This is a genomic window from Leptospirillum ferrooxidans C2-3 (genome assembly GCF_000284315.1).
In the GTDB taxonomy this organism is placed as follows: Bacteria; Nitrospirota; Leptospirillia; order Leptospirillales; family Leptospirillaceae; genus Leptospirillum; species Leptospirillum ferrooxidans.
This window is the reverse complement of the sequence record NC_017094.1, coordinates 1,717,935-1,739,161: the sequence shown is the minus strand read 5'-3', so window position 1 is coordinate 1,739,161 and position 21,227 is coordinate 1,717,935. Positions and strand designations below refer to the sequence as shown.

The window sequence follows — 21,227 nt, the reverse complement described above, 5'->3', positions numbered from 1 at the left end:
AAATGGATTTAAAGAAGAATGCTGAGGTGGTCTCATGCTCACAGGCATAATAATATTTTTGGGCGTTGGCCTCGCCTTGGGGGTAGGTATTGTTTTGGGCCGCTCCCTTGCCGAAAAGAAGGTTGACGGGATTGTTGCTGAGAGAAAACGGATTGCTTCTGAAATTGAGGAAGAGGCTATTCGACGGAAGGAATCGATTGTCAGAAACGCCGAGCTTGAAGCCAGAGAGATCGCATTCAAGGCGAAAGTCCAGTTTGAGGAAGAGGCTAACCAGAGAAGGCAGGTCGATCTGGCCAGAGACCAGGCGCTCAAGCTTCGGGAATCTTCCATGGAGGATTTGCAGAAAAGCCTTGAGGCACTGAAGCTGAAACTCGAAAAGGATCTTGAGGGACTGAAGCTCCGGGACAGGCTTCTCGTTGCGAAGGAATCGGCTCTTGAAGAAATGATTTCTCTAGAGCATCGAAAACTGGAAGAGATATCCGGTCTGTCCCTGGAAGAATCCAGGGAACGGCTATTGCGTGAAGCGGAAGACCTTATTCGGATGGATGTTTCCCGTTCTGCACAGAAGTTCGAGCGGGAGGCAAAGGAAAACGCCCAGCGTAAAAGCAGGGAGATCATGACCCACGCTATCCAGCGATATGCGAATGACCATGTGGCAGAGGTCAGCGTTTCAGTTGTTCCAATCGCCTCAGAAGATGTGAAAGGACGGATTATTGGTCGTGAAGGCCGTAATATAAGGGCATTCCAGTTAGCGACCGGGGTCGATCTGATTATTGATGACACTCCTGATGCCATTATTATCTCCGGCTTTGATCCATTACGCCGAGAGGTTGCAAAGATTGCTCTTGAAAGACTGCTTCTTGATGGTCGAGTTCATCCCTCCAGAATCGAGGAGGTTGTGGAGAAGGTTCGAAAGGAGCTTGACCAGACGTTGAAAGAAGAAGCTGAGCGAGTCGCTTTTTCGCTTGGAATTTCGGATATTCATCCTGAAATTCTGAAGCTTGTGGGGAAGCTCAAGTTCCGGACAAGCTATGGCCAGAACAATCTTTTGCATGCACAGGAAGTGGCCAACCTGGCCGCCATGATGGCGGCAGAGATCGGAATTGATGCCAAGCTGGCAAAACGTGCTGCATTTTTGCACGATATCGGAAAGTCTCTGACTCATGAAAATGAGGGGACTCATCCTCAGCTTGGAGCCGAAGCGGCCAGAAAGTATGGCGAGCCTGAGGGGGTTATCAACGCGATTGCCTCCCATCATGGAGATGTTGAGCCATCTTGTCTGGAGTCTGTTCTGGTTGCGGCAGCCGATGCGATCTCGGCAGCCCGGCCCGGTGCAAGGCGTGAAAGTATGGACGCTTATTTGAAACGACTAGAAAAACTCGAAGATATTGCCAACTCCTTCAAGGGCGTTGAAAAGGCTTACGCAATTCAGGCAGGTCGGGAGATTCGCATCATTGTCAAGCAGGATGAAATCAATGACGAGGATCTTTCGACCATCTCAAGGGAGATCGCGAAGAAGATCGAGTCTGAGTTGACATACCCCGGTCAGATCAGGGTGACAGTCATCAGGGAGAGTCGGATCGTCGAATATGCCCGCTGATGAGTTGAATCATTCGCTATCTTGGATCGTGGTTGTTGGGGATGTTTTTGGTCGACCTGGCCGGAAGGCCTTGTCATTGGGGCTTGAAAAGATCTCTTCGCAAAGAAGAGTTGTTTTTACAGTCATCAATGGCGAGAACCTGGCCGGTGGGAAAGGGGTGAACACAAAGACCGCCCAAGAATGTTTTGATATGGGCGTATCGGTGATTACGACGGGAAACCACCTGTTTGACCAGAAGGGTGTGATCGATCTGCTCCAAAAGGATGGAAAGGTTCTCCGTCCGCTGAATTATTCGAGTCTTTGTCCCGGGGTTGGTTCAGGAATCTATGTTCTTGATAATGGTTTGAGAGTCGGAGTCCTGAATTTGATCGGAAGGGTGTTCATGGCTCCATCCGACTGTCCTTTTCACGCGGCAGACCAAGTTTTGTCCGGATGGAGTGATCAGGGGATATCGCCTGATTTGGTCCTTGTGGATTTCCATGGAGAGGCCAGCGGAGAAAAGCGGGCGATGGGGTTCCATCTTGATGGGAGGGTGGCTGCCATGTACGGAACCCATACCCATGTCCAGACGAATGACTTGGAAAAGCTACCTGGAGGTTCCTGGTATCTCACCGATGTCGGTCTTTCCGGCCCGCATTGGTCGGTTATTGGGGTTGCTCCGGAAATGGCCCTTTCAAAATACCGGACACATGTCCCGGCCCCTTTTACTGTGGGAGAAGGGGAGTTGTTGTTTTGTGCCCTTTTGCTGGGGATTTCCTCAACATCAAATGGGGTTCGTATCGAAAAGGCTGAGCTTTTCCGGGAGGTCTTTCCTTAAGATGGCGATCGATTCGGGTCGTTTGAAAAATACTGGAATTCAGGATGTTTTCACCGTTTCGGAATTGACGCTTGCTGTCAAGGGGACGATTGAGTCCGCTTTTCCCGGAACGATCTTTCTGGAGGGGGAATTGTCGAATGTCAAGGTGGCAAAACCATCCGGCCATGCCTATCTGACCTTGAAGGATGACTTTTCCCAGATAAAAGCCGTCTTTTTTCGTGGCGCAATGGAGATGTCACGAATTGTCCCCAAGGATGGGTTAAAAGTTTTAGTGCGAGCAAGACTCACTGTTTATGAAGCCCGTGGAGAGTATCAATTGGTGATTCTCTCGATGGAGGCTTCCGGCTTGGGACGTTTCCATCTGGAGTTCCGACGGGTGAAAGAGTTGCTTGATTCGGAGGGGCTTCTTGCTCCAGGACGAAAAAGACGAATCCCTTCCTTTCCGAGAAAGGTTGCCTTATTGACGAGCCGGACAGGCTCTGTACTCTGGGACTTTCTCCGGATCTCCGGACAAAGGAATCCAGCGGTCCCTATTGTTGTTGTTCCCGTTCGGGTTCAGGGTGCGGGCGTGCCAGAAGAGATTTTCTCCGCTCTTCTGGCAGCGCAGGCCATTCCTGAAGTGGATGTTATTGTCATCGCAAGGGGCGGTGGTTCAGTGGAAGACCTGTGGCCATTTAATAGTGAACGACTGGCAAGGGGAATTCTCTCTTCATCTGTGCCCGTTGTATCAGCTGTGGGACATGAGACAGATATCACGATTGCGGACCTTGCAAGTGACCTTCGCGTTGCAACTCCATCAGAAGCAGCTGAAAAAGTGATTTCTGACAATCGACCTATCTTATCCAGCTTGGGTATTCTCGACATGCGAAGTCGAAGGGAAATGCTCCGTCTCCTTGCAGATGTTCAAAGCAAAAGGAAGTCCCTTGATGAGCAACTTCATCGTTTCCCTCACAGGCTTTCTTCCAGGGTTCATTCTCTGGATTGGTTTTCCAGAAGAATGGGCGCCTCCATGGGCGCGCGCCTTTATATCGCCAGAAAACAACTTGACCGACAGTCAGAAGTCATGAGAAGTCTTGTTACCGCTCAGAAAAATCTATCCTCAGAAAAACTTTCGAAGTGGGTGTCTCGCCTGAGAAGTCCTTCAGAAGCCACAATGGTGACACATCGTCTCCTGTCTGCTTTCTTTTCTCGTCTTTCCCAATCATTGAATGTTACGATCGGCGAACAGGCTGCCCGTCTCTCTTTTTATGAAGACAGGCTTGTCCGATCGATGTCGCTTTCAGCTTCTCGTCTTCGGGAACGCCTTGGTCATCTTGAGGGAAGTATTGCCCAACTTGGGCCAATGGGTGTTCTCCAGAAGGGATACGCTCTTTTGTTTCATCTTGAGTCTGGCCAGCTTGTCACACAATCTTCGCCTCCTCAAAAAGGGGAAAGACTTTCTGCAATGATGGAGGGCTATTCCTTGATCCTCAGTGTTGAGAATGTGGCTGCGGCCCATCTTGAGGCCCCATCCTTTCCTGTCTCTATTTCACCACATGGAGCAATAGGAGAGGAGAATAGTGGTGGCTAGTCGTAAATCCTCTCAAGGAGCCGATTCTTTTGAGAAAAAAATGGCCAGGCTAGAGGAGATTGTTTCCCTCATGGAGGGTGGTGGTCTTCCGCTGGAAAAAGCCATAGCCCTTTTTGAGGAAGGGGTTGTTCTGTCGAAGGAATGCCGGGGGGTTCTCGAGAATACGGAGCGTCGCATAACTCTTCTGATGAAGGGGGATATGGAAGTTCCCTTTGAGGATCAGGTTCCGGTCAATAAAAACGAGGAGAGAGAGAACGGTGGTTGAGTTGGTCAAAAATAATTCCGGGAAAGAGATAGAAGCTTTTCTGGACTATGGTAAAGCTTTGGTGGATTCCGCATTGTCTTCCCTATTTCTGGAGCCATGGGCGGGTCGGTTCGGTCGTTTGTCCGAATCTATGCGGTATAGCCTGCTCGCTGGTGGAAAGCGGATTCGTCCAATCCTGTCGATGGCGGCGCTTTCTTCTGTCGGTCATGATCCCGAACCTTATATCCCACTTCTTCTTCCTCTTGAACTCATTCATACCTATTCATTGATTCATGATGATCTGCCTGCAATGGATAATGATGATCTCCGTCGTGGAAAGCCAACCAATCATGTTGTTTTTGGGGATGCAACAGCAATCCTTGCAGGGGATGCCCTTTTGACTTATGCCTTTACGATTTTGTCCGATCCCCGTTATGATGAGCTGTCTTCTGAAAAAGTGAGACTGGCTGTTGTGCGGGAGCTTTCTCACGGATCGGGTCTGGCTGGAATGGTTGGTGGTCAGATGCTTGATATGGAAAGTGAAGGTCGACGGATTTCTCTTGAAGACCTGGAGTTTCTGCACAGGCACAAAACAGGAGCACTGATCCTTTCATCTGTCAGGATTGGTGCATTGTTAGGGGAGGCAGGTGCTTCCGAATTTAACTCACTGGATCAATATGGTGAATCAGTCGGCGTCGCGTTCCAGATCGCCGATGATCTCCTTGATGTTGAGGGTGATGCCGCAACTCTTGGAAAGGCAGCACAAAAAGATAACAATCATTTAAAAAATACATATCCCGCCCTCCTAGGTATTGATGGGGCCAAAAAAATGGCAAAAGAGAAGCTTGAAGCTGCTCTTGATGCTGTTTCCGGGTTAGGTGAAAAAGCTGATCATCTGAGGGGAATTGCACGATATATTATAGAGAGAAGGAATTAATGACTGACATCCTTAAAAGAATTGGTGGGCCAAGAGATATCAAAAAGCTCACAATGGACGAAATGGGGAATCTCGCACAGGAAATTCGATTGGAAATGATCCAAGTCCTTTCCAAAGTTGGTGGTCACTTTGGAGGAGGACTTGGTGTGGTGGAGCTGACGATCGCACTGCATCGCATTTTTGATACTGAGCGTGACAGAATTGTCTGGGATGTTGGGCATCAGGCTTATCCCCACAAGATGCTGACGGGACGTCTGGACCGCTTGTCCACAATTCGTCAGTGGCAGGGGCTTGCAGGTTTTCCGAAACGGGAAGAGAGCCCTCATGATGCCTTTTCCGCCGGCCATGCCGGGACGGCCATCTCCGTTGCCTTGGGAATGGCAGAGGCCAGGGATCTCTCGGGGGACGATTATCGGGTAGCCTGTGTTGTTGGGGATGGATCTCTTACGGCAGGTATGGCCATGGAAGGATTAAACCAGGCCGGGCATAGGAATAAGGATCTTCTCATCATCCTTAATGACAACGAGATGTCAATCTCTGAGAATGTGGGTGCCTTGTCCACAATGCTTGCTCGAATTACATCCGATCCCAGATGGTCAGGGCTTCGTGAAAAAACCGAAGATGCAATGAAGGGAATCCCCGTCATCGGAAATCAGGTCGCCAAGTTTGCTCGTGCAGCCCACGATTCCATGGTCGGAATGATCTCCCAGCCAGGGATATGGTTTGAGGAGATGGGACTCCATTATGTAGGTCCTATTGATGGACATGATCTTCCATTGCTTTTGGAGACATTATCCAGGCTTCGGAATCATCCTGGTGCGGTGTTGCTTCATGTGATCACGGTCAAGGGAAAGGGATATGCACCTGCTGAAAATAACCCGGTCAAGTTTCATGGGGTAACACCCTTTGACATTAAAACCGGTGAGTTTATCAAAAAGCCCTCATCGAGGCCGACTTACACTAAGGTCTTTTCCCAGACAATGCTAGACCTTGCTGAGATTTTCCCCAAGCTTTTTGCCATTACGGCAGCCATGCCCGAAGGAACCGGTTTGTCCGATTTCTCCAAAATCCATCCGGATCGTTTCTGTGATGTGGGAATTGCCGAACAGCATGCCGTTGCTCTTGCTGGCGGAATGGCTGCCCAGGGAGCCAAACCTGTTGTAGCGATCTATTCGACTTTCCTTCAGCGAGCATATGACCAGCTTGTTCATGATATATGTTTGCAGAATCTTTCTGTGTTTTTTGCTCTGGACAGGGGAGGACTCGTCGGGGAGGATGGGCCTACGCACCATGGGGTGTTTGATATCGCCTACCTGAGACATATCCCGAATATGGTCCTGATGTCTCCAAAAGATGAAAATGAGTTGAGACATATGATGTATACAGCTCTCAGGCATGAAGGACCAATTGCTGTCCGATACCCAAGAGGTGAGGGTGAGGGAGTCGGGCTTGAACAAGATTTCCGGGAAATCCCCATTGGAAAGGCAGAGGTTCTTTCCGAAGGTTCCGATGTAACCCTTTTGGCCTATGGGCAGATGGTTCCTCTTGCTGTTGAAGTAGCCAAACAGCTCGCTCTTGAGGGACGGTCTGTAGGGGTTGTCAATCTTCGTTTTGCCAAACCGCTTGATGGAGAACTCCTTGAAAAGCTGATTTCCGGGAAGAAAAAGCTGGTTTCCATTGAGGAAGGTTCTTTGATAGGAGGTGTTGGTGCAGCCATTTTGGAGTGGTCTTCGGATCATGGACTTCTATCTTCGACGAACCTGATGCGTCTTGGTATTGGAGATGAGTACGTCGAGCATGGAGGAATCAAGTTTTTGAGGGATCATGTCGGTCTGACATCCGAAAAGGTTTTGGAAAAAGTCAGGACATGGATTTCCGGAGGAAATTGATTTCCCAAAAGGTAGAGGTATCATTGGGAGACATTAAACGGCTGGACTCCCTTGTTCTCAAGAAGGGATGGGCAGATTCCAGGGAGAGCGCTTTGATCCTGATTGAAAGTGGCAGGGTCAGCGTTAAAGGGGTTGTTAAAAAAAAACCATCCGATCAAGCCAGATTTGATGATCTTTCTTTATTGCCTGAAAAATCACTTCCTGCTCCTTTTGTTGGGAGGGGCGGGGAGAAACTTCAGGGTGCCCTGAATTTTTTTGGGATTTCTCCTGAAGGGCGTTCGTATGTTGATCTTGGGGCATCAACTGGTGGCTTTACGGATTGTTTGATCAGAAAAGGTGCGAGTCGAGTTCTGGCAGTAGATGTTGGCCGTGGACAACTGGCATCGTCACTCCTTTCAGATAACAGAGTTTCCAGCATTGATGGTGTGAATGTGCGCCATCTTGGCTCTTGGGTTCCTTCATGGCCAGTGGATGGAGTTGTTGCTGATCTTTCATTCATTTCTCTTCGGAAAATTCTTCCGACCGTTGAATACCTGTTGCGAAGCGGAGGCATTTTTCTCCCGCTTTTCAAGCCTCAGTTTGAAGCGGCTTCCCGGTTTGTCGGTCCCGGAGGGGTGGTTCGGGACCCGATTTTGCAACGGAGTTTGATTGCCAGCTTCTTTCTTTTTGCCGAGGAATCAGGATGGCAGGTCAAGGGGTGTTTCCCGTCCCTTATCCAGGGGAGAAAAGGTAATCAGGAATATCTCCTCTTCCTTTCGAGAAAGCCTCCCCAATAAGGGAACGGTCTATTCCATTTCAAATGAAAGGCGTTTTTAGACTTGAAACTAATCGTCGGAGGTGGTGCGGGGTTTATTGGTGGGGCACTGTCAAGAGAATTGGCGTCCTTGGGAATGGAGGTTCTTGCGATCGATGACCTCAAAAGTGGTGTTTCTCCTCTGCTGGCACAGAAACGATTGGCCTTTGAAAAGGCAGACCTCTCACAACCCAAGCTTCTCAAGCGCTATGTCGATCCTAAATTACCTTTCGTATATATTCATGTTGCAGGTCAGTCTGATCCGGATGTGTCTGCGGAACAACCTGAAAAAGATTTGGAAAGAACGATTCTCCCTATTCTTCGTCTGACAGAGTCTTTGAGTGATCTTCCGATTGAAGCTGTTGTCTTTGTCAGCACAGGAGAGGTCCTCTCCGGAGGTAGTCAGGAGCCGAAAGATGAGTCGACCCCGGCCAATCCTGAAAATCCTTACGGTTCAGCACATCTTTTGGCTGAACGATATCTTCAGTATCGTCTGGGTGCGCAAGGAGTTCCTTTTTCGATTGTGAGACTTCCCCCGGTTTATGGTCCAGGAATGCGCCAATCTGCGGAGGGAGGATTTATTGCCAGGGCTTCCAGGTTCATTTTGGACGGATATCCGTACTGGTCAATGCGACTCAAGAACAATGGCTTGAAATATAGAGATTACCTTTACATTGATGATGCGGTGAGAGCCATCACATCCATTCTGACCGAAAAGGTTAGAGGAGTTGTCCATATTTCCGGATATGAGGCTGGAACTGAGAGAGAGGTTTTTACACAACTGAGACTTCTCTCCGGTAGAGATGTTCCCTTAGAGTATGAAGGCGGAACGGCTCCGGTCGGTCGTGCAAGAGTGCTTTCCACAAACAGGCCGGATTCGGAATGGGACTGGATGGCTGAGGTGAGTCTCTTGGAAGGACTAAAGAAGACTCTGGAGTACTTTATGAGTCATTCAAAATGAGTTTCATGTCTGTATGGATCTCTCACCCGGACAGGAATGAAGCCTGCAACCTTGTCGAATCCCTTGTTGAGAAAGGGCTTGTCGCCTGTGGTCATGTCTTTGAGCCAGGTCTTTCTATCTATCGATGGGAAGGGGATGTTGTCAGGGGGATAGAAGTGATGATCCTTTTAAAGACAACATCCGATTGTTCAGATCTGCTGATTGAGCAGGTCAAGAAAAGTCATCCGTATGAGGTTCCTGAAATCATTTTCCAGGCGATTGATGGAGGATCTTCTTCCTACCTCTCCTGGATTTTGGAATCTATTTCCCCACTTCATCCAAAAGATACTCCACCAGGTGAAACCTAATGGCAAAAATGCCAAGAACCGTTACTATCACAATCCTTCCGGGGGCAACGGAAAAGTCCATTCAATGGACTCTTCCTCGTTGGATGTTTCATCTTGTGATTGTCGGTTTTGTCCTGTTTTTGTTCGGAATCGGCACAATGATTTTCTTTTATGTCGTAGAAGCCAAAAAATTTGTTTTTTATCATAACTTGATTCTTGAGACCCAAACACAAAAAATGCATCTTGAGGATTATCGGAAGAAGCTGGAACAACTTGAGGCTGAACTATCACAGGTCAATCTTCTTGATGGCCAAATATCAAAAATGACGGAAGGCTCGAACACTGGAAATCCTTCTTTGAATTCACAGGGGGAAGCTTCTGGGAAAGTGGATCAAAATGTTTCACCGAACTTTAGGGATTCATCCAATGGGGGGACTCCCTCCAATCTGAAAAGGTCTGGAGGTGTTCCGGTCGTTTTAGGAAAGAAAATCAGATGGAGCCATTTTGAAATTCAGGGGCAATGGCAAATGCCTCTCAAGGGTTGGATCACTTCTCCTTTTGGAAAAAGAAAAAGCCAGATGGGAACAGGAGAAGAGTTTCATCCGGGAATCGATATTGCGCAGAAAGTCGGGACTGTGGTTATGGCCCCCTCTGATGGTTTTGTTCTCCAGACCGGATTTGCGTCAGACTATGGCCGATATGTCATGTTATTTCATGGGATGGGGCTGACATCGATTTATGCTCACCTTGGAAAAGTGGACGTTCGTGAAGGTGAGATGGTCCACCGCGGGAATATCATCGGTACTGTTGGTCTTTCGGGGATGACAAATGGTCCTCATCTCCACTTTGAGCTCAGAAAATTTGGGAAACCTATCGACCCTATAGCATTTTTGGCAAGTGAAGTTCTGACTGAATGATTGGGAAGACCATCTATCTTAGGAGTGATGATGTTTAAAGATTTGCTGTCGTCTATTTTTCCGACTCGAAACCAAAGAGAATTGAAGCGAATATACCGTATTGTTGATTCCATCAATGCTCTTGAACCCCAAATCTCGCGAATGTCAGATGATGAACTTAGGGGCCAAAGTGAGTTATTCAAAAAGCGGATTGCAGCGGGTGAAACAACGGATGATTTACTTCCAGAGGCTTTTGCCGTTGTTCGGGAGTCCGGAAAAAGAGTGTTTGGGATGCGACACTTTGATTCCCAACTGATCGGCGGCATTGTCCTTCACGAAGGTAAAATCGCAGAGATGAAAACGGGGGAAGGTAAAACGCTGGTTGCGACCCTGCCGGTCTATCTCAATGCATTGGAGGGGAAGGGCGTTCACGTTATTACGGTTAATGATTATTTAGCAAGAAGAGATTCGGAATGGATGGGGCATCTTTATCATTTTCTGGGTCTTACGACGGGAATTGTCCAGCATGATATTGAAGATGTTGATCGCAAAGCCGCTTATGCTGCAGATGTTACTTACGGAACCAACAATGAGTTTGGATTCGATTACCTGCGTGACAATATGAAGTATGACCTTTCTGAGTTTGTTCAACGGGGGCTCCATTTCGCTATCGTGGATGAAGTGGACAGTATTTTGATTGATGAGGCTCGCACACCTCTTATTATTTCTGGACAGGCTGAAGAGTCAACCGATATGTATGTGAAGGTTGACCGGATCATGAAGCACTTGAAAAAAGACCTCCATTTCAAGGTGGATGAGAAACTGAAATCTGCAACTCTGACAGATGAAGGGAATAATGCCGTTGAGGAGTTGCTCGGTATCCATAACCTTTACGATGTCAATAATATATCCTGGTTCCATCACGTCCTTCAGGCTCTGAAAGCCCACCATGTCTATCGTCGGGATGTCGAGTACGTGGTGAAAAATGGAGAAGTGATCATCGTTGATGAGTTCACCGGCCGGCTTATGCCGGGACGCCGTTGGGGTGAGGGCCTCCATCAGGCTGTGGAAGCAAAAGAAAAAGTGGCTATCCAGATGGAGAATCAGACGTTGGCAACGGTCACCTTCCAGAATTTTTTCCGTATGTACGGAAAACTTTCCGGTATGACAGGGACTGCGGATACCGAAGCAACTGAGTTTCATAAGATCTATGGACTTGATGTCGTTGTTGTTCCAACCAACAGAAAGATGATCCGACACGATCTTCCCGACCAGATTTATCGCACTAACCGTGAAAAAAATAATGCGATTGTTGAAGATATCTTAGCCAGACATAAAACAGGACAACCTATTCTTGTAGGAACGGTATCCATTGAGAAATCCGAGCATCTCGCTTCACTTCTAAGGGAAGCCAATATTCCCCATAATGTTCTGAATGCTAAATTTCACGAGCTGGAAGCTGAGATTGTTGCTCAGGCAGGCCGTCTTGGGATGGTAACGATTGCAACCAACATGGCGGGTCGAGGGACTGATATTTTATTGGGAGGGAATTCGGAGTTTTTGCTCAAAGCCCGTGTTTCAGATCTTGAAAAAGCTGGTAAGTCATTGTCGGAAGACGAGATGAATGCACTTCATGAAGCGCTTGATAAAGATCTTCACTCTGAAAAAGAAGCTGTGATGGCTGCTGGTGGGCTTCATATTATTGGGACTGAGCGCCACGAGAGTCGACGTATTGACAATCAGTTGAGAGGACGGTCCGGGAGGCAAGGAGATCCAGGCTCTTCTCGATTCTATTTGTCTCTTGAGGATGACCTTCTCAGAATTTTTGGAGCAGAGCGCATCAAAGGCCTTATGGAGCGGATGGGCGTCGAAGATGGTGTTCCTATTGAGCATGGTTTTGTGAGCAAAGCCATTGAGAATGCACAGAAAAAGGTAGAGAACTACCATTTCGATATACGCAAACAGCTTATTGAATATGATGATGTTATGAATCAGCAAAGACTGATTTTTTATGAGATGCGCAAAAAAACCTTGAAAGGAGAAGATCTTTCAGAGAGGTTATACGAGTGGGCTGAAACCATTATCGATAAACTGCTTATGATCTTTGCCCCGGAGGACCAATACCCGGAAACATGGGATTTGCCAGGGTTATGTGAAGGGGTTCAGGAAAAAACAGGGATGACTATCAATCCGGAATCTATTAGGGATTTGGGGATTGATGCTCTCAGGAATGAACTTCTGGAGAAGCACCAAGACTTTTTAAAAGAAAAGGAATCCCTGTTTGGAAGTGAAGCCTTTTGGTCGATTGTTCGCTACTTTGTCCTCCAAAACCTCGACTCGCTTTGGAAAGAGCATCTTTTGAACATGGATCATCTCAAAGAAGGTATCGGATTGAGAGGATATGGGCAGAAAGACCCTCTTGTGGAATATAGGCGGGAAGGTTTTGATCTCTTTGAGAGCTTTATCGCAAATGTGGAAGAGTCGGTGATTCTACTTGTTGGTAGTGCCAGCCGGATGGAAGAGGATGCAAGTCTTCCGGAATATCCTGAACTTGATAACTTGCAATACATCCACCCATTGGATGAGTCTCAAGCAGGTTACCCAGTTGCATCATCTTCCGATACCGTTTCATTCGGTATGCCTCCGCAAATGGAGGAGGGATTTCTCCCTTGGGGAGCTCCAATGGCTTCTCCGTCAGATGCAGAATTAAGAGATCCCAAAATAGGACGAAACGATTTATGTCCGTGTGGGAGTGGAAAAAAGTACAAGAAATGCCATGGACAGTGATCGGAGATCTTTTTTCGATCAGGTATGAATAATGAATAAACGAAAAAATTTATTCTGCAAAAGTTGGGATGGGGTATCTCTCGGATCCAATGTGTGGTACAAATCAACCTATACCTGATTTGTACCATCCCATCGTTCAATCGTAATGTTCGCCGAATCGGTCCGTCTAATATTGACAAGACTCGGTCTTGGTCAATACAATGAAGAACCTTTTCCCTAAAACCGGTGCCTTGTTCGTGGCACTACTCACTCCTTAAAGAAGCTATTGGAGAATTCGGATGTTTTCTGTTTCAAATCCGGAGCACTATATCCCTATCTTGCTCTTCCTACTAGTTGCTATCGGTTTTGGAGCTGTCTCCATCACTGTAGGGCGATTAATCAGACCCAAAAATCCTTATAAGGAAAAAGATTCTCCTTATGAGTGTGGTGTCCCCCCAATCAATGATGCTCGGGAGCGAATTTCCGTAAGGTATTATGTGATTGCTATGTTGTTTCTCGTCTTTGATGTGGAAGTCGTTTTCCTATATCCGTGGGCAGTAGACTTTAATCGACTCGGATTGTTCGGGTTGGTCGAAATGATGATCTTTATTTTTGTATTGTTGGTCGGATATGTCTATGCATGGCGCAAAGGAGCTTTGGAATGGGAATGAATCATGAGAAGGATGGAGAGCTATCAGTCGTTACGATGCGTTTGCAGGATGCAGTCAATGAGGTCATTAACTGGTCAAGAAAGTCAGCAATTTGGCCAATGACCTTTGGCTTGGCATGCTGCGCTATCGAGATGATCGGCGTTGTGGCTTCCCGATTTGATATAGACCGTTTTGGTGCAGGGGTTTTCAGAGCCTCCCCGAGACAATCGGATCTGATGATCGTAGCAGGTACATTAACCAGAAAAATGGCGCCTGTTGTTCGAAGAATCTATGATCAGATGCCGGAGCCCAGGTATGTGATCGCCATGGGGTCTTGCGCTACTTCCGGAAATATCTATGACAGCTATAGTGTTGTACAGGGCGTTGATAGGTTAATTCCTGTTGATGTGTATGTTCCGGGTTGTCCGCCCAGGCCTGAAGCGCTCCTTGATGGACTTTTCAAACTTCAGGAAAAGATCATGAAAGATCGTCCTGTATTTCCTGGAAACTTTCCTGTTGGTGCCACCAGGTCGGAAAGGGTTTAAGAGATGCATCTAGTCGCTGAAAGCATTTCTAGGGAGTGGCCTGATGTTTTTCTGGGCTCCCGTGAGGCCTTGGGAGATCTGACTGTATATCTGAAACCGGATGGTGCGCTTTCGGTATTTCAATCTCTCCATGATGATCCCCGATACGATTATGACTATATAGTGGATGTGGTTTCTGTCGACTACCCCAAGGAATCGGAGAGATTCGAGGTTGTTGTCATTCTGTATTCTATGTCGAGAAAACATCGGATCATGGTAAAACAAAGGGTATCTGAAACTTCTCCCGTTGTTGACTCGATTGTGGGAATATGGAAAGGTGCCGAATTTATGGAGCGGGAAGTCTACGACATGATGGGCATTCAGTTCCGAGGTCATCCCGATCTTAGGCGGATCTTGATGCCGGATGACTATGATGAAGGATATCCGCTCAGGAAAGATTTTCCCTTGATCGGCAAAGGTTGGCGAGAAGATATGTCTTTTGTTCCTAAAATGCAGCGTATCACAGTGGATCATAAAAAAATTACCGCTAAGGAATAAGTTGAATTGATGATATGGATCGGATCCAGGGGGTTTTCTGGAGATTTCCGTGTCTGGTTTTAACAAATATGGATAGGGGAGTATCGGCCCTTGGAGCAGGAAAAGGTAGTAGATAAGGTAGCTGATCGTATCGAAGAAACCAGGCGGAGAGAAGTGGTTTTGTCGTCTCTGCGCCAGACGGTTTTGAATGATCTGGACTCATCCATTCAGACAGATCAATTTCTTTTGAATATGGGTCCCCAGCATCCAAGTACGCACGGTGTTCTTCGTGTTCTCCTGGATCTTGACGGAGAAAGAATCAAACGTTCCATTCCCGATCTAGGATATTTGCACCGGGGAACCGAGAAGATCGCAGAGTATCGCACTTATAACCAAATTATTCCGATGACTGATCGCCTCGACTATGTTTCTGCTATGGCGAATAATTATGCGTTCGTCCGAGCAGTGGAGAAATTGCTCGAAATCAAGGTCCCGGAAAGAGCTGAATATATCCGGACTATAGTGGCAGAAGTCCAGAGAATTGTGAACCATCTCTTTTGGCTTGGTACTCAGGCATTGGATATTGGTGCGATGAGCGTTTTCTTTTATACGTTCAGGGAGAGAGAAGAGCTTCTTGACTTGTTTGAAATGATTTGTGGCGCAAGGCTTACATCCAACTACTATAGGGTCGGAGGAGTCGATGCAGATCTTCCCAAAGAATTTATTACACGACTTTATAAGTTTTTGGATGCTTTTGAGGGGAATATTAAAGAATATAATATTCTTCTTGAAACGAACAGGATTTGGCTTGCCCGCACTAAAAACATTGCTGTTATTACAGGTGAGGATGCAATCAATTTTGGTGTATCCGGTCCGAGCCTACGTGGCTCTGGGGTGGATTATGACTTGAGAAAATACGAGCCCTATGGGGTGTATGATCAAGTGGAGTGGAATGTCCCTGTTGGAACAAATGGGGATGTTTACGATCGTTACTGGATCAGAATTGAAGAAATGCGGGAAAGTTCGAAAATCATCCGGCAATGTCTGGATAAGTTACCGCCCGGCAGGATTCTGACAGATGATCATAAAATCACTTTCCCGGACAAAGGGAAGGTGATGCATAACATGGAAACCTTGATCCATCATTTTCTCTTGGTTGTACAAGGTTTCAAGGTTCCTCCGGGGGATACCTATTGCGGTACTGAAACACCTAAAGGCGAATTAGGATTTTATATTGTCAGTGATGGTTCTGGTAAGCCCTATCGGATGAAAATCCGAGCGCCTTCCTTTATCCATATTGGCGCACTGGATCATATGGCCAAGGGGTATATGGTGGCGGATATTGTTACGATATTTGGTACTCTTGATATTGTGATGGGTGAATGTGACCGTTAGATTTTGCCGAAATCGGATCGTCAGGGTCCGAGGTTATCAGGTTCTCTGATAATAATGTTGTTATATTCCTGACAAGCCCGGAAAGGTTTTGTTCCGGAAAATGAATTCGGGAGAGAGCATTCCCATAGTTGAGGGTTCGAACATGAGCCAGACAAAACATATAGAAGTTGATCAGGATTTTATTGAGAATTTGTGCGACGAATTCGGAAACAGGGAAGGGACCGTCGTTCAAATCTTACAAAGAATCCAGGAAAAATATGGATATGTTCCAGCTGATGCGCTGGATATGATAGGTGAGTATCTTGAGATTCCCAAAAGCAAGATGTATGGCGTATTGACTTTTTACTCCCAGTTTTATCGGGAGCCAAGAGGCAAATACGTTCTCAAGATATGTGTAGGGACGGCCTGTCATGTAAGAGGTGCAGGGCTTCTGGTTGATAAAGTCAAGGAAGAGTTAAAGATTGAGCCAGGAGAGAACACCGAAGATATGCTTTTTACCTTGGAACCAGTTTCCTGTTTGGGGTCTTGTGCTTTGGCGCCTATGGCCATGGTAACGGATACCGCGTATGGAAAACTTTCTCCAGATAAAATGCTTGGCTTGATTAAGGATCTTGAGTCAGAGCATTTGTCTGCGTCAGAATCGGCTTAACAAGGAGATTCTTTTTTTCCTTGAGTCGATAATATGGAATTTGTGCTCAAAGAGAGAATGTCAACCGAAGATTCAAAAAATATATTTTAAATCTGGACCCTGAATGTTTCAGGGAGAGAGGGTAGGATGTCATGTTAACCGAGGTGCTTGAAGATTCTTCTCTACATTTAGAAGAGCAGTCTTCCCTGCCAGTCATTCATATAGGAATGGCTACATGTGGCTTGGCATCAGGGGCGAAGGCTTTACATGAATTAATTCTCAAAGAGGTAGCTTCCAGAAATTTGGCAGTGAAGGTTGTGCCCACCGGGTGTATTGGTATGTGCCACAATGAGCCGCTGGTTGACATTACAATGCCAGGTAAAAACAGGGTCTCTTATCGTAATGTCAAGCCAAATACCCTGACTCAAATTCTTGATGCACATTTCAACAAAAATGAGTTTGCAAAAAAATATGCTGTTTGCCAGATTTCCATACCTGGGGCAGAAGCTTTTGCTGGTCTTCCCATGATGCAGGAAATTCCTTTTTTCAAGGGGCAGGTCAAGATCGTTTCGAAACGATGCGGAATGATCGATCCGTTGAGCATTGACGATTATATCGCAATGGATGGGTACAAGGCCTTGAAGAAAGTCCTTTCATCAATGACCCCGGAACAGGTTATTGATGAGGTTACGAAGTCAGGATTGCGTGGGCGGGGCGGCGGCGGTTTCCCTACAGGAATGAAGTGGAACCTGACGCGTAAATCTCCCGGTCCAGAAAAATACGTAGTTTGTAATGCTGATGAAGGTGATCCTGGTGCTTTTATGGATCGCTCCGTTCTGGAGGGTGACCCTCATTCCGTGATAGAAGGTATGATCCTTGCTTCCTTTGCCGTTGGACATGCCAAAAAAGGATATATATATTGTCGCGCTGAATATCCGCTTGCGATCAAGCGTTTGCAGAAAGCGATCAATGATGCCAGAGAAAGAAACTTTCTTGGGGAAAATATTCTGGGATCAGATTTGTCTTTTGACCTCGAAATCAAGGAGGGAGCGGGCGCTTATGTTTGTGGTGAGGAAACGGCTCTCTTAGCCTCTTTAATGGGAGAGCGTGGAATGCCTTGGCCAAAACCTCCATTTCCAGCCCAAAAAGGAGTTTGGGGGAAGCCTTCCGTTATCAATAATGTTGAGACATTGGCAAATATTGGCCATATTATTCTTGGCGGTGGCGATTGGTATGCCTCATACGGTAGTGAGAAGACCAAGGGGACGAAGACTTTTGCTCTGACCGGTTCAATTAAAAACACCGGTTTGATCGAAGTTCCTGCAGGAACCCCGCTGAGAGAAATTGTTTTCTCCATTGGTGGCGGAATGGTTGAAAAGAAAATTCCGTTCAAGGCGGCCCAGTTAGGAGGGCCTTCAGGTGGTTGTATTCCCACAAGTGGCCTTGACACTCCTGTTGATTTTGAAAATGTTGTTTCTGCTGGTGCCATTATGGGATCGGGCGGAATTGTGATTATGGACGAAGCGGCCTGTATCGTGGATACAGCCAAATTCTTCCTAAAGTTCACTCAGGATGAATCATGTGGTGAATGTACTCCCTGCAGGGTTGGTTCAAAGATCATGCTCGACATCCTGACCAGAATTACTGAGGGAAAAGGCCAGGAAGGGGATCTTGATGAACTTGTTCGCCTTTCCATGTATATCAAGTCCAATTCCCTATGTGGACTTGGAGGAGCTGCGCCTAATCCGGTTCTTTCGACCATCAGATATTTCCGTGACGAGTACGAGGCGCATATTCGAGATAAGCGTTGCCCCGGAACAGTATGCAATGATCTCATCAAATATGTGGTCATTGAAGAAGATTGTACGACCTGTGGACTTTGTGAACCAGTGTGTCCATCCGGATCGGTGACATGGGAAAAAGGTGAGGTTGCTCATATCGATCTCACTACATGCATTCGCTGCAAGGCTTGTGTTGATGCCTGCAAATTCAGGGCTATTATTTAGGGCGAAAAGCCTTCCGGGGGAGTTCTCAGTGATGGTTAAAGTATTTGTAAATGGGGTTGAGGTTGAGGTTGATGCAACCTCAACAATATTGAAGGCTGCGGAAAAAGCGGGTATTTCCATTCCCACTTTTTGTTACCATCCGAGGATGGATCCTGCCGGTTCGTGCCGAATTTGCGCAGTGGAACTAGAGGATTCCAAGCGGGTTGTCATGTCCTGTGTGACGCCCGTTTCTGATGGGATGCGCATTCTGACCGAGTCAGCGAAGGTTGCTGATGCCAGAAAAACAAATCTTGAGCTACTGTTGCTCCATCATCCGCTGGATTGCCCTGTTTGTGACTGCGGAGGAGAATGCCCGCTTCAAAATATGTCATTTTCTTACGGAGCGAGTGATTCTCGTTTCGAATCGCATCGAAATGATGAAGTGGAAGATATTAAAAGTGATGTGCTTGTTTTTAACTCGAATCGCTGTATCCTCTGTGGAAAATGCGTAAGGATTTGTGATGAGGTTCAGGATGTACATGCCATTGGATTCATCAATCGTGGATTTGACACAGTTATAGGTCCTCCTCTCGGCAAAAAGCTGGATTGCGAATTTTGCGGGGATTGCTTGGAAGTGTGTCCAACAGGAGCCATTACCGATAAGTTTGTCCGGTATCAATATCGTCCATGGCAGCTCGAGAAAACAAAGACAACCTGTACTTATTGCGCATCAGGTTGCCAGATGAATGTAGAAACCGAGAAAGAAGCCATCATCAGAGTCACTTCTTCCGAAGGAGAGGGGCCGAATGAGGGCTCTCTCTGTGCAATTGGACGATTCGGTTTTTCTCATGTGCAGTCTACCGAACGACTAGACAAACCTTATGCAAGGTCTTTCTCTCGTTTGGTACCCACTGAATGGGATTCAGTCATTCCAGAACTGGCTGAAAAACTAAGCTCTATTGTTAGGGTAGGACCAGATCGAATCGCCACCCTGGTTTCCCCAAGAATCCCCATGGAAGATGCCTACTTGATCCAAGGGTTCTCCCGCCGAGTTTTGCGATCCAATTATATTGATTCGGGTGCTCGCTATGGATTCATGAATGCTGCTTATCCCATCGGAAAAGCAACTGGTACATTGAGGCCAATGGTTGATCATCAGGATCTATTGAAAGCAAAAGTCATTCTCGTGATCGGAGCTGACCCGACTTCAGAGTCAAATATTACTGGACTGTTTCTAAAGAGAGCTGTTAGGAAAGAAAAATCTCGAATGTATTATGTGGGCTCCGAGTCTGTTTCGATAACATCTAGAGCCAAAGACCACATTCGAGTGTTGCCTGGTGGCGAAGGCTTATTTGCTTGGATTTTGTCTGAGGAGATTTCTTCTCAAGAGGCACATAGGCATCCTGATTTTCTTTCCAGAAAAGAAGAGCTCTTCAAGTCATTTAATGTTGATCCTCAGGCTTATACCCGCTTAGTTCAGGATCTGAGAGAAGCTCAGACAGGAATCATTATCACTGGGAGAGTATTCCATCGAATTCAGTCTGCCTATGCAGCGATGGAGAATTTGCTCCGGATGGTTCAATCTTTGGGTTGGGTCGAGAAAGAAGGTTGTGGAATTCTTCCTCTGCCAGAAGTTGGGAACGATCTAGGTGTTCTTATGATGGGAGCGACATATGAATGGCTTCCGGGCTTGTTGGATTCACAAGACTCCGAATGTAAGAAGAAATGGGAATCAACCTGGGGCGATCACCTGTCTTATGGGAAAGGTGGCGGCTTAAAGGAGATTCTCGAGGGAATCAATGCAGGAAATATCAAGGGACTCATTTCTTTCGGGGAAAATCCCTTAACCCATTTTTCACCTCATTCTGGTGTTCATGAAATTCTGGCGAAACTGGAGTTAATTGTTTCAATAGATTTATTTCAGACAAGTCTCTCTGATCAAGCTCATTATCTTTTGCCGGCTGCTTCTTCATACGAACGAGCTGGACATGTTGTTAGTGTTGAAGGGTTCGTCCAATCTCTTAGCCCTGCCATGACTTATTGGGGCGAATCTCTGTCTGATGGTGAAATCGTTTCTCGACTTTCCGAGAGTATGGGCCATCCATTATCGAATGGATCAACCAGCGAAATTTCAAAAGAAATTTTCACATTGATGCCTGATCTTTCTCCTTCGACACGCAATGGGGAACATTTTATGGGCCCAACGGGAAATCTGATCCTACCCACACAGACCCCTCAGCCTCCTCATAAGGCAGACAGAAATACTGTTTCCCAAAAAATGCATTCCAATCACAAAGAAGCTTCGTCAGCCCATTCACCAATTCTTCCTGAGAATATTTCAGGAGAGGGAGAATTTGTATTGGCACTTAACAAGTCTCTTTTTCATTCCGGAAAGATGACTCTTCTTGATCCAAGCCTCATGAAAATGAAGTCTGCAGCTTCTCTCCGAATCAATCGTCAGACTGCCAAAAAACTGAAGATCAAAAAGAATGAGTTAGTGCTTATTGAAAACAAATATGGCACTTGTACCATTCCGGTCGAACTGACTTCAGGTGTGACTGAAAATGAGTTGCAGGTACCATACCATTTTGTTTCTCCTGATTTGTTATCACTGTTCCCTGGTGAAATGAACTACTCAGGCCCTTGTCATACGGTAACAATGTTGCGGACCAGGGTAACCTTGAAAAAAATTGAGTAATCTGGCCTCTT

General features: G+C 46.6%; 18 protein-coding genes. All 18 read left to right on the top strand.

Features of this window, described 5'->3' with window-relative positions:
• The first annotated feature begins 34 nt into the window (after positions 1 to 34).
• Entirely contained in the window at positions 35 to 1,600 is a 1,566-nt protein-coding gene (gene rny, locus LFE_RS08825) for a ribonuclease Y (RefSeq protein ID WP_014449876.1), read from the top strand.
• Positions 1,590 to 2,417 carry a TIGR00282 family metallophosphoesterase gene (locus LFE_RS08820; protein ID WP_070100180.1) on the top strand — a complete coding sequence of 276 codons (828 nt, stop codon included), beginning with the start codon at positions 1,590 to 1,592 and terminating at the stop codon, positions 2,415 to 2,417. The genes rny and LFE_RS08820 overlap by 11 nt, the downstream gene beginning before the upstream one ends.
• A 1-nt stretch (position 2,418) precedes the next feature.
• Positions 2,419 to 3,987: an exodeoxyribonuclease VII large subunit gene (xseA, locus tag LFE_RS13195; RefSeq protein WP_014449874.1), complete on the top strand. Its 1,569-nt coding sequence runs from the start codon at positions 2,419 to 2,421 to the stop codon at positions 3,985 to 3,987.
• Positions 3,980 to 4,252, top strand: coding sequence for an exodeoxyribonuclease VII small subunit (gene xseB, locus LFE_RS08810; RefSeq protein ID WP_041774291.1), 273 nt, complete (start codon positions 3,980 to 3,982; stop codon positions 4,250 to 4,252). Before xseA ends, xseB begins: the two co-directional genes overlap by 8 nt.
• Positions 4,245 to 5,168: a farnesyl diphosphate synthase gene (locus LFE_RS08805; RefSeq protein WP_014449872.1), complete on the top strand. Its 924-nt coding sequence runs from the start codon at positions 4,245 to 4,247 to the stop codon at positions 5,166 to 5,168. The genes xseB and LFE_RS08805 overlap by 8 nt, the downstream gene beginning before the upstream one ends.
• Positions 5,168 to 7,057, top strand: a complete 1,890-nt coding sequence (gene dxs / locus LFE_RS08800; RefSeq protein ID WP_014449871.1) for a 1-deoxy-D-xylulose-5-phosphate synthase — start codon at positions 5,168 to 5,170, stop codon at positions 7,055 to 7,057. The genes LFE_RS08805 and dxs overlap by 1 nt, the downstream gene beginning before the upstream one ends.
• A 23-nt stretch (positions 7,058 to 7,080) precedes the next feature.
• Complete coding sequence (locus tag LFE_RS08795; protein ID WP_041774964.1) at positions 7,081 to 7,833, top strand: TlyA family RNA methyltransferase; 753 nt, start codon at positions 7,081 to 7,083, stop codon at positions 7,831 to 7,833.
• Positions 7,834 to 7,875: 42 nt separating this feature from the next.
• Positions 7,876 to 8,811: an NAD-dependent epimerase/dehydratase family protein gene (locus LFE_RS08790; protein WP_014449869.1), complete on the top strand. Its 936-nt coding sequence runs from the start codon at positions 7,876 to 7,878 to the stop codon at positions 8,809 to 8,811.
• Positions 8,808 to 9,158 carry a divalent-cation tolerance protein CutA gene (gene cutA / locus LFE_RS08785; protein ID WP_014449868.1) on the top strand — a complete coding sequence of 117 codons (351 nt, stop codon included), beginning with the start codon at positions 8,808 to 8,810 and terminating at the stop codon, positions 9,156 to 9,158. Before LFE_RS08790 ends, cutA begins: the two co-directional genes overlap by 4 nt.
• On the top strand, positions 9,158 to 10,054 hold the full coding sequence (locus tag LFE_RS13190; protein WP_014449867.1) for a M23 family metallopeptidase: 897 nt from the start codon (positions 9,158 to 9,160) through the stop codon (positions 10,052 to 10,054). Before cutA ends, LFE_RS13190 begins: the two co-directional genes overlap by 1 nt.
• A 30-nt stretch (positions 10,055 to 10,084) precedes the next feature.
• Positions 10,085 to 12,820, top strand: coding sequence for a preprotein translocase subunit SecA (gene secA / locus LFE_RS08775; RefSeq protein ID WP_014449866.1), 2,736 nt, complete (start codon positions 10,085 to 10,087; stop codon positions 12,818 to 12,820).
• A 278-nt stretch (positions 12,821 to 13,098) separates the two neighbouring features.
• Positions 13,099 to 13,470, top strand: a complete 372-nt coding sequence (locus tag LFE_RS08770; protein ID WP_014449865.1) for an NADH-quinone oxidoreductase subunit A — start codon at positions 13,099 to 13,101, stop codon at positions 13,468 to 13,470.
• A complete protein-coding gene (locus tag LFE_RS08765) occupies positions 13,461 to 13,994 on the top strand; it encodes an NADH-quinone oxidoreductase subunit B (RefSeq protein ID WP_014449864.1) in 534 nt (177 codons plus the stop codon). Before LFE_RS08770 ends, LFE_RS08765 begins: the two co-directional genes overlap by 10 nt.
• 3 nt (positions 13,995 to 13,997) lie before the next feature.
• A complete protein-coding gene (locus tag LFE_RS08760) occupies positions 13,998 to 14,531 on the top strand; it encodes an NADH-quinone oxidoreductase subunit C (RefSeq protein ID WP_014449863.1) in 534 nt (177 codons plus the stop codon).
• A 204-nt stretch (positions 14,532 to 14,735) separates the two neighbouring features.
• A complete protein-coding gene (nuoD, locus tag LFE_RS08755; protein ID WP_407081009.1) occupies positions 14,736 to 15,905 on the top strand; it encodes an NADH dehydrogenase (quinone) subunit D in 1,170 nt (389 codons plus the stop codon).
• A gap of 142 nt (positions 15,906 to 16,047) precedes the next feature.
• A complete protein-coding gene (nuoE, locus tag LFE_RS08750) occupies positions 16,048 to 16,554 on the top strand; it encodes an NADH-quinone oxidoreductase subunit NuoE (RefSeq protein ID WP_014449861.1) in 507 nt (168 codons plus the stop codon).
• 131 nt (positions 16,555 to 16,685) lie between these two features.
• Positions 16,686 to 18,539 carry an NADH-quinone oxidoreductase subunit NuoF gene (locus LFE_RS08745; protein WP_014449860.1) on the top strand — a complete coding sequence of 618 codons (1,854 nt, stop codon included), beginning with the start codon at positions 16,686 to 16,688 and terminating at the stop codon, positions 18,537 to 18,539.
• A 31-nt stretch (positions 18,540 to 18,570) separates the two neighbouring features.
• A complete protein-coding gene (locus tag LFE_RS08740) occupies positions 18,571 to 21,216 on the top strand; it encodes a molybdopterin-dependent oxidoreductase (RefSeq protein ID WP_158310264.1) in 2,646 nt (881 codons plus the stop codon).
• Positions 21,217 to 21,227 lie beyond the last annotated feature (11 nt).

Excerpts from the sequence above, each read along its gene's own strand:
- rny (WP_014449876.1), top strand. The coding sequence starts at position 35 with ATGCTCACAGGCATAATAATATTTTTGGGCGTTGGCCTCGCCTTGGGG.
- LFE_RS08820 (WP_070100180.1), top strand. The coding sequence starts at position 1,590 with ATGCCCGCTGATGAGTTGAATCATTCGCTATCTTGGATCGTGGTTGTT.
- xseA (WP_014449874.1), top strand. The coding sequence starts at position 2,419 with ATGGCGATCGATTCGGGTCGTTTGAAAAATACTGGAATTCAGGATGTT.
- dxs (WP_014449871.1), top strand. The coding sequence starts at position 5,168 with ATGACTGACATCCTTAAAAGAATTGGTGGGCCAAGAGATATCAAAAAG.
- cutA (WP_014449868.1), top strand. The coding sequence starts at position 8,808 with ATGAGTTTCATGTCTGTATGGATCTCTCACCCGGACAGGAATGAAGCC.
- LFE_RS13190 (WP_014449867.1), top strand. The coding sequence starts at position 9,158 with ATGGCAAAAATGCCAAGAACCGTTACTATCACAATCCTTCCGGGGGCA.
- secA (WP_014449866.1), top strand. The coding sequence starts at position 10,085 with ATGTTTAAAGATTTGCTGTCGTCTATTTTTCCGACTCGAAACCAAAGA.
- LFE_RS08770 (WP_014449865.1), top strand. The coding sequence starts at position 13,099 with ATGTTTTCTGTTTCAAATCCGGAGCACTATATCCCTATCTTGCTCTTC.
- LFE_RS08765 (WP_014449864.1), top strand. The coding sequence starts at position 13,461 with ATGGGAATGAATCATGAGAAGGATGGAGAGCTATCAGTCGTTACGATG.
- LFE_RS08760 (WP_014449863.1), top strand. The coding sequence starts at position 13,998 with ATGCATCTAGTCGCTGAAAGCATTTCTAGGGAGTGGCCTGATGTTTTT.
- nuoE (WP_014449861.1), top strand. The coding sequence starts at position 16,048 with ATGAGCCAGACAAAACATATAGAAGTTGATCAGGATTTTATTGAGAAT.
- LFE_RS08745 (WP_014449860.1), top strand. The coding sequence starts at position 16,686 with ATGTTAACCGAGGTGCTTGAAGATTCTTCTCTACATTTAGAAGAGCAG.
- LFE_RS08740 (WP_158310264.1), top strand. The coding sequence starts at position 18,571 with ATGGTTAAAGTATTTGTAAATGGGGTTGAGGTTGAGGTTGATGCAACC.